This is a genomic window from Streptomyces sp. NPDC051662 (genome assembly GCF_040681655.1).
GTDB lineage: Bacteria > Actinomycetota > Actinomycetes > Streptomycetales > Streptomycetaceae > Streptomyces.
In genome coordinates this window covers 1-9163 of the sequence record NZ_JBFAZD010000057.1, presented here as the reverse complement: position 1 = coordinate 9163, position 9163 = coordinate 1, and the positions used below count along the sequence as shown (strand labels likewise).

At 66.6% G+C, this 9163-nt stretch carries 7 protein-coding genes; 6 read left to right on the top strand and 1 reads right to left on the bottom strand.

Going from position 1 to position 9163, the window contains the following annotated elements; translation table 11 throughout:
* The first annotated feature begins 46 nt into the window (after positions 1-46).
* From AB0M67_RS41330 to AB0M67_RS41305, 6 genes are all read left to right on the top strand, one after another.
* Positions 47-655, top strand: coding sequence for a hypothetical protein (locus tag AB0M67_RS41330; RefSeq protein ID WP_365753345.1), 609 nt, complete (start codon positions 47-49; stop codon positions 653-655).
* 1045 nt (positions 656-1700) lie between these two features.
* Complete coding sequence (locus tag AB0M67_RS41325) at positions 1701-2795, top strand: polyprenyl synthetase family protein (RefSeq protein ID WP_365753343.1); 1095 nt, start codon at positions 1701-1703, stop codon at positions 2793-2795.
* Positions 2796-2906: 111 nt separating this feature from the next.
* Positions 2907-3854 carry a hypothetical protein gene (locus AB0M67_RS41320; protein ID WP_365753346.1) on the top strand — a complete coding sequence of 316 codons (948 nt, stop codon included), beginning with the start codon at positions 2907-2909 and terminating at the stop codon, positions 3852-3854.
* A 77-nt stretch (positions 3855-3931) separates the two neighbouring features.
* Positions 3932-5410, top strand: a complete 1479-nt coding sequence (locus AB0M67_RS41315; RefSeq protein ID WP_365753342.1) for a prenyltransferase/squalene oxidase repeat-containing protein — start codon at positions 3932-3934, stop codon at positions 5408-5410.
* Positions 5411-5542: 132 nt separating this feature from the next.
* Positions 5543-6484: a hypothetical protein gene (locus tag AB0M67_RS41310; protein WP_365753341.1), complete on the top strand. Its 942-nt coding sequence runs from the start codon at positions 5543-5545 to the stop codon at positions 6482-6484.
* An 861-nt stretch (positions 6485-7345) separates the two neighbouring features.
* Complete coding sequence (locus AB0M67_RS41305) at positions 7346-8182, top strand: hypothetical protein (protein WP_365753340.1); 837 nt, start codon at positions 7346-7348, stop codon at positions 8180-8182.
* Between the two features lie 383 nt (positions 8183-8565).
* Here the strand turns inward: AB0M67_RS41305 and AB0M67_RS41300 are convergent, their stop codons facing one another.
* Positions 8566-8955 carry a hypothetical protein gene (locus tag AB0M67_RS41300; protein WP_365753339.1) on the bottom strand — a complete coding sequence of 130 codons (390 nt, stop codon included), beginning with the start codon at positions 8953-8955 and terminating at the stop codon, positions 8566-8568.
* Positions 8956-9163 lie beyond the last annotated feature (208 nt).

Here is a 9163-nt window from a genome sequence, read left to right as displayed (position 1 = left end):
TGGCTCCAGCTTCGCCCATTGCGCATTCGTCAGATCATGCCTCCCCATGAAGTGGATCTCGACACATCAAGATCCACTTCTGAAACACGCCCTAGAGCTGGGCCACCGGCAGCCCGCACTCAACCTGACACAACAAGCCGCCAGGACGGCCTCCCATCACTCCTCACAGCTGATCCAGTCCTTCACCCAGTCGCAGCTCGCCGTGGCCCACGCACAGGCCCAGGACCGCCCCCGGGCACTCCTGGCCCTCAACAGCGCGGAACTCCTCCACAGCCGCGCCGACCAGGACCCCTCCGACCACTTCGACAGCTATCCGATCGCCGCTCTGCACTACCAGCGCGCCCGGACCCTGACCACTCTGGGAGACCACCAGGCAGCCGACCGTGCCTTCCATGCCTCGCTGCGCACCCGCGCTCCAGAAGCACGGCGAGCCAGGGCACTCACCACAGCTCTCTTGGCCGAATCCCAACTCCGCCAAGGCAACCTGGAGGAGTCCCTCACCACGTGGAAGCGATTCCTCGGCGACTACCCCGGTCTCCGCTCGGCCCGCGCCACCACCTCCCTCACCACCATGCGTCAGGTCCTGCGCCCCTACACCACCCACCGCGGCGTAGCACTCCTGATCGAGGAAGCCACATCTTTGCAGGGCAGATGACGTGTCCGCGGGGCTCACGGGTTTCTGCGTACGGCGGCCGACCCCAGACGACGTCCCGGCGTCCGCACGGTTATGGCGAGTTACCGATCCCCAGCAGGCCGGCTCTCATGGCATCGGTCATCCACTCGGGCAGGCGGGCTCCGTCGAGCGTCGTGAGCATCTCTGCGAACAAGCTGATCAGAGCTGCCGCTCCCTCCAGCTCAGGACACCGGGCGACGACGGCCTTCCACCGACCGCCCGCGGTCGGACGGCCAGCGGGTCCGGCCGTTCCATGACCCGACGGAGAACGTGCTGCGGCTCGCGCTGATACCCATATACCGCGCGAGCCGAGCACCGGCCCGACCGGCCAAGGCCAGACCGATCGCGCCCATCGCCGAGCGCAGCCACTCGGTAGCACGGCCGTGACAGCGCGTCAGCTCGGGGACCTGCTCAACGAACGTCCGCCTCGAACACGAGTCGTCTTCGCAGACGAACCTCCGGACGCGTAAGCACAGCACTACCCGGCGCCCTCCACTTGGGCGCATGGCGGTGAGGCGTGCGACGGCATCGGCGATCTGGGACGCTCCGTCCCCACCGGCGAGGCCCGTGCCTTGTGCCGCAATTCACGAATGCACAAGAGTGCACCAAGCGCAGCAGATTGGGCCGTTGCTCCCTCTTCTGAGGCGAACGTCCGGCTGGTGCACTAAGGGATGTCTACCAGCACCCAGCGGCCTGGCAACAGGCGGAACGGGAGCGGGGCCCTGCCGGCCTGTCCGACGAGGAGCTTACTGGCACACGGGTCCCGGCCCTTGACAGCAGCGCGCGGGCGAGGGGGTTCGCCTCTCGGCCGCCTGGCCGTCGAGGACCCTTGCGCGTAGTTGTCATGGGTTGTGTCATCAACGGCCCGCCGAAGCCCGCGAGATCGGCGTCTTCTCCGCCAACCGCAGATCTTCGTCCACGGCACCACCGTCCGCGAGTCCCACATCGTCAACGCCTACCTCGAGGAAGCCCTCTGCCTCACCGACCCAGCCGAATCCAGGGAATCAGCAGACGCAGGAGAAGCCTCATGACTGCTCTCACCCCGACTCCGCTCGTACCCCCCGGTCCCGACCGGGATCTGCTCCGCGCCGAGGTCGATGCCGTACTCGACGCTTTCCTCGGCCGCAAGGCCCTCACGGCGGTCGACCAGCGCATGCCCACGGAAGTGTCCACGGTCCTGAGGGACTTCCTGTCCTCCGGCGGGAAACGCATCAGGCCCCTGCTCTGCCTGACAGGCTGGCACGCCGCAGGAGCCGAGGACCGCCCGCACTCCGTGATCCAGGCCGCCGCCTCGCTGGAGATGTTCCACGCCTTCGCTCTCATCCACGACGACGTCATGGACCAGTCAGCTACCCGTCGCGGACATCCCACCGTCCACCGCACCCTCGCCGCACACCACAGCCGCGGCCGCACCCTCTCTGCGGCCGACCGTCTCGGCAACAGCGCCGCCGTCCTCATCGGCGACCTCGCCCTGACCTGGTCCGACGAACTCCTCCACACCGCCGGCCTCACCCCGACCCAGCTCACCGCGGTCCTGCCGCTCATCGACGTCATGCGCACCGAGGTCATGTACGGGCAGTACCTCGACGTCACCGCCACCGGAACGCCCACCGACGACGTCGAACGGGCACTGGCGATCTGCCGCTACAAGACCGCCAAGTACACCGTCGAGCGTCCCCTGCACATCGGCGCCGCCCTGGCCGGCGCCGGACAGCCGCTGCTCGACGCGCTGTCCGCGTTCGCCATCCCGGTGGGTGAGGCCTTCCAGCTCCGCGACGACCTCCTGGGCGTGTTCGGCGACCCCGCCCACACGGGAAAGCCCGCGCTGGACGATCTACGGGAGGGCAAAGCCACAGTCCTTGCCGCTCTGGCACTGCGCCAGTCTTCCCAGGAACAGGCAGACCAGCTCCGCACCTTCCTGGGCCTCAGCACCCTCACAGAAGACCATGCCGATGCCACCCGGGGCATCATCACCGCGACCGGCGCCGGCCACAAGGTCGAAACCATGATCGCCGAACGCTACGAACAGGCCCTACGCCACTTGCAGGCCGCTCATGTGGCGCCCGGGCCCGCACGTCTCCTGCGGGAACTGGCCGACGGCGCCGTCCGCAGACGCACATGAACACCCTCAGGCCAGGCAAGCGCGTTCTTCCCGGCCGTCTCCAGAACCGATCTTCCGGTGGAAGCCCTTGGGAGCGGACGGCCGTAATCGAAGCGCATCACGGCGGTGTTGGTGGAGGAACTGGACAAGGTTCCCACAGGATCCCTGGTGGTGTTCTCCGCCCACGGTGTCTCCCCGCAGGTCCGTGCGGAAGCGGCCCACAGGAACCTGCCGGACCCGTCGAACATCACATACCTGACCCAGACCGCCCTCGCCGTGGACGAGACCCGGGCGACGATCGCCGCGCTCAAGGAACGCTTCCCGCAGGCGCGCGGCCGGGGTTCCGAAGACATCTGTTACGAGACCACCAACTGCCAGCACGCCCTGCAGGCCGTCACCGGGCAGGCGGATCCCGTGCTGGTCCTGGGATCGGAGAACTCCTCCAACTCGGTGCGGCTCCTGGAACAGGCGCACAAAGCCGGCACACCGGCTCACCTGATCGAGGACGCTTCCTACAGTCGGCCGGCCCGGCTGCGGGATGTGGCCACGATCGGGCTCAGCGCAGGGGCGTCCGATCCGCCCGCCCTGGTCCGGCAGACCCTTTCGGCGCTGGCCGGGCTAGGGCCGCTCACCGTGCAGGAACGGATCACCACGACCGAGGACACCTACTTCGCACCGCCTGCCGCAGTGAGGAAGGACCGATCAGTACCACTGGTCAGCCCGCCGAAGGCGCAGGCATCGTCGTCGGCGTGCTCCAACGGATCGCCGAACTCGTCAACCGGGATGTCGGAACCGTCAGGACTGCCGACGAGTCCTTCACCCTCACCCTTCCCACAGAGCTACGCCGTGATCACGGACGGGCGCCGTTCGCCGCCCCTCCCCTGGAGCGTCGACCGCCGAGGCCGCCGTGACGACCTGTCACCACACGCGGTCCGACCGTGCTTCGTACGAAAGCGAGGACAAGCCTCAGGAGAGCACGCCAGGACATCCACGGAACCCAAAGGAACCCATCCGCCATCGTCTCCCGCCCCTGGCAGACCGGCGGGACCAGTCAATCCGACGAGCACGCAGAAGCCATAGGCACTCGGCCCGGACTGAGCACGAGGTTCAGCTCAATCGGTGCCCACAGTGAGTTCACGACCAGCAAAGGCCTCATCATGATCCCACCGCCCGGTCTCACCCAGCGCGCGGCACACCTTCTCACCACGCTGGACTCCAACCCCACCAGCTCGAACACCTACAACACCGCGTTCATCGCCGACCTGCGTGACGCCGCCGGAACCCCCTGGTTTCCCCAGGCTCTGGACTGGCTGCGCCGCCATCAGCATGCCGACGGTTCCTGGGGCGGCACACTCCCCGTGCCGGTCGACCGTCTGGTCTCGACCCTCGCAGCCGTGGCCTCCCTGGGCCAGTGCGGCGAGCCATGGGCGAAGAGCGCTGTTCAGGCAGGCGTGAACTACCTGTGGGGACACTCCGAGGACTGGCGCACCTCCCCCCACCAGACGTCCGCCTTCGAGCTGGCCGTGCCGTACCTGCTGGACCAGGGCCGCCGCGCGGGCCTGAACCTGCCGGCCGAGCGCTTCACAGACATCGAGCAACTCCGCACCGCCAAACTCGGCAGGCTCCCCGCAGTACTGCCCAGCGACGCGCCGTCCCCCCTGCTGTACTCGGCCGAACTCGTCAGCCCACAGCTCCTCGCCCGGCAAGCCGAACGCTTCCAGGCCGAAGACGGAAGCATCGGCTGCTCACCGGCGGCCACAGCGGCCCTGTGCCGCCACGGCGACAACCCCGCCGCCGAGAGCTTCCTGCGCCGCCTCGCCGCACAGTCCCCCGACGGCGGCTTCCCCGAACTCGCCCCCATCGAGATCTTCATCCTCGGCTGGGCCCTCTACCCGATCGTCCGCGCCGGGCTCCGCCCCGCCGGCATCGACCAGCACCTCGCGACGCTGCGCGCCATCCTCGACACCGACGGTCTTGTCACCATGAGCGAGACCTTCCCGCTCCCCGACGCCGACGACACGGCCATGGCGATGACCATCCTCCACCGGGCGGGCACCGACGTCACGCCCTACCTGCCCCACCTGCTGACCTTCGAACGGGACAGCTACTTCACCTGCTACGAGTTCGAACGGGACGGCTCGGTGGCCGTCAATGCCCGGATCGCCGAAGCACTCAGTCCCGCGGCGCAGCGCTATGCGCCCCAGATCGAGAAGGCAGCCGGATACATCGCCGACCATCGCATCGACCGCGCCTACTGGTACGACAAGTGGCATACCTCCCCGTACTACGCGACAGCGCATGTCGCCTTCGGCCTGGCTTCCACCGCACCGAAAATCCTGGAAAAGACGGCACGGTGGCTGCAGGAAACCCAGCATCCCAACGGCTCCTGGGGAGCCGCTCAAGGACAGCCCGAGGAAACCGCATACGCCGTCCTCGCCCTCGATGCCCTCGTACAGGCCGGGCTCACGACGGACACCTCACCCCTGACGCGGGCGTTCGCCTACCTCTGCCACCACCTCGACGACAACGACACTCAGTACGCCGAGATGTGGAACGGCCGAGGACTCTTCACCGCACCACACCTGACTCGGTCCGCGATCATTTCCGCCCTTCATCTGGCAACCGCGTACCTGTAGCCCGGGTACCGGCAACCGCACACCTCCCGCACGACGACCCTGGAGAGGATTCACATGCCTGAAAGTCCCTGGAAACAGATCTGGCCGGATGACGTCAGCCGGCGACCCGCACCCCACGCAATGAACGTTCACGTGGACGAGGTCCAGGAGCAGGCGCTTGAGTGGGCACGGGACATCGGAATCCTGGGCAGCGAGAAATTCTTCCAGGAATGCGTGGACTACGGCTACGCACGCTGTGCTTCCATGGCCTACCCGAACGCCTCGCTAGCCGACCTGTCCCTGGTGACCCGCTGGATTGTGTTCCTGTTTGCCCTCGATGTGCACACAGATGAGACACCTTACGACAGCATCTCACCGGAACATCTGGCATTCCTCCGGAACATGGGGGCCTTAGTATCCCGGAAGACCGATTCCCCGATCGAACCGGAGTCCCTGAAATCCCCGTTCGGTAAGGCCCTCCTCGAACTCTGGGTCACATCACGCATTCAGTTCAAAAATCCGGGCTGGGAACGGCGATTCTCGCGCTGCTTCCACGAGTACCAGAGTTCAGTCCTCTGGGAAATCGCACTGCGGAAAACAGGTGAGGTTCCAGACTATTTGACGTTCAGCGCCTACAAGCTGCGAAGCTGCCAAGCACCGATCGGCGTCGGCCTGGTGGAGCTGTTCAGTCCGACAGCACTGCCGGATACCATTCTGGACAGCTTCCTCATGGAAAACGTCCGGCTCCTGGTGTGCGATCTGATCAATATGGCCACGGATCTGGGATCTGCGCAACGGGAGCACGACTTCGAAGCCGTCCCCAACGCTTTCACCAGTCTCCAGCACACTCTGGGCACCACCGCCGACGACACCGTCCTCCACTACACCTCCATATGGCATGCACGCATGAACACACTGCTGTCAATTCGAGACCGAATTGATCAGTTCTATCCGTCCATGTGCGCACACGAACGACACACCCCTGCCACCAAGGATTACATTAACGAAGTAATCCTCTGGCTGGGAGGCAGTATGGAATTCGTCCATGAAAGCCGCCGTTACAGTCCGGGCGTGGATATCAGGCTGGAGCCGTGAGCGCTCGCCCAGCTAGCTCCCTCCACAGATCAAATTCAGCGGGGCTCGCCATCGGCGTCGATGAAGGCTGTCGGCGTGTCCCCCTTTCGAGGTGGAGGTTGACCGCGGAGCAGTCGCAGTGGAGGACCTGCGTGAGCCAGGTCCGCTGGCAGCCGACGAGTAGTTGGGGCAGGTGCGTGAGGCAGTGGTGGCGTTCGGTCAGCGTCCGGGCCGACGGTCGAACGTGTCCGGGACGGGGCGTCAGGCGATTGCGCCGAGGAGATGGTCGACCGTCGCCGCGAGCCGTTCCGGATCCGTTGCCTTCCGTGTGGCCAGGCGCCGCGAAGCGCCGCCCGTGGCGGAGGCGGCGTGGATGCGGCCCAGGCACGGCCGACGGCCCCCTGCTGGCCCCAGGTCAGACCGCTCTCGACGACGTGGCCGGACACCCATTGCCTTACGGCAGAGCGAGCTCACCGTCCACAGCCATCGGTTCACCCGACCGGGTGGCGGGAGTGCGGCGACGGGGACGCCGTGTTCCCCGGCGAGCCCGGTCTGGTCGATCGCCTCCCATTCCGCTGGAAGGTCTGCCCCAGGCGGGTAGTGCTCAACGAACGGGACCTCACCCTTGCACCGCACCGCCCTGGACTGGACCGCCGCCGTCTTCGGCCTCGGCCTGATCGGCGTCCTCACCTGGTAGCCCCCGAAACCGCAACCTTCACCGGGTTGACCATCCTGGCCGCGACCATCCCCGTGGCCATCCTCCACGCCCGCACCACTCGGCACCCGCCGACACTCCAGCAGCCCGAGTGACCCGCACCCAACGTGGTCGAGGTGGGTCTCGGCGGGGATCTCATGACACGCCACACGCCCCCAGGACGTCCAATGCGTCACTGGCGTCTCCACCGATCGAGTGGCTCCGCGCAGCGTCGCTTCCCACTTCCCGGACATGTCCGCTACGTTCATTCACAGGTCAGTGCCAACGCGAACGACTCCTCGGCCGGAAATCTGCAAGAGTGCAACTTCTGGGACCTGCTCGGCTGGCGGCGACTGCACCGGGCGGTCATTGATATCGGCCTGGCCGGAGGTATTCCCGCGTACGCCAATGAAACGACCTCGGGGCACCGGTTCCACTCCGCGATCCTGCTCAGCGACCGGGTGAGGGTTCTGGCCCATGGTGCGGACCGCGACCGTTTCCATCACGTCATGGGCTGGGCGCAGTTGATGCTTCCCGGCGTTGAGAAGCCGCTCGATTTGCGCAACGTGCACTGCGACCCGTTTGACCCGCGCAACCGCACCAGGGAAGTCGGGCCGTTGGAGGTATTGGCTGACCCGGCCCGGCTCTCTCTGGTCGCCGGTGACACCAACGGGGTTGGACTGGGGTTCCCGGAACCGAACTGGCTGAAGTTGCCCAAGCACCTGCGCAACGGGCACCTACTACCGCCGAGCGAGCGGGGTGAGGTGTTGGTTGCCGACCGTGGCGCGTTGGAACTCCTGGACGCGGCCGGCTTCGCCGACGCCGCTGTGCGGGCCGGCCAGGCACACGTGCCCACCGGCGGATTCGCTGACGACGACGTACCGCGCCGGCAGGACCTCATCCTTGCCAGCCCCACCGTCGGAACCGCGCTGTACGACTACACCGTACATATGGAGCCGATCGACGACGGCATGAGTGACCACGCGGCCGTCAGCGCATGGCTGAGCCTGTCAGCACTCCGCTGAACTCCGCGGTATCCGCGCCCCATGGCGTTCCGCACCCGGTAGATACTCGGTGAAAAGGCCCGCCCCTTCTGGCTCCAGCGCGCAACCCGCTGGTCGGATTCGATACCGCTCTCCGCACACTGGAGGAGATGCTGCCCCGTGACCCGAAGGGCTTCTACGGTCCACTTGCCTTGGTGATGGGCAGCTTCGGCGGCCTCTGCGATGAGCTGGCCGACACGACCGGGGAACTCGACCGCGCATGGGTGACCGAGCGGCACCTGTCCTCGGGAGGCTGGGGGCGCGCACGCGCCGGAGGCAGTCCTGCGGCAGACACCGGGGACGGAGGAAGCCATAAGCGGCTTCGCCGCCTTCCTCATCGGCCTCATCCCCGCTGACGGCGCCTGTCAGTAGTCCGTATCCCCGGTTACCGCGGCCATCATGGTGGACCGCACCGCGCCCAGGTAGAACCAGACCGGACTCAGCTCGTCCCACAGAGACTCGGGATGGTGCTCCGCCTCCTCCTCCCAGCGGACGGCCTTCCAGTACCGCAGGTTGGCCTCGCCCTCCTCGGCCGGGACGTTCAACCGCCTTGCCTCATAAGCGATCTCGTCGGCGGTCGGTTCGGGGAAGGTGACACCGCTCCAGGCCGCGACCAGCCTCTCCGTGTGCAGCAGAAGCGGCTCCGCGCCGATGACGTACTGCTCGACCAGCTCCACCATCGGTGAACCGGGCAGCCGGTCCTTCCAGACAGACAACAGCTCGCGGGCTACCGTCACGGTGCGGGCCAGCACCACGAGGTTCTCCGTATACAGACGGCTCCCATGGTCCGCTCCCCGTGGAAAGCCCGGATGCGGCTCCTCTTCGAGTTTTTCGACGCGATGGAAGAAGGTACTGCCCAACTCCACCTCTAGGGCGTGTCCGCAATGTCGGTTGGTCGTTAGCCCGTTCGTGGTGCGTCGTCATGAAGTGACTGATCAAGCCTGGGCAGTGATCGGGCCGTTG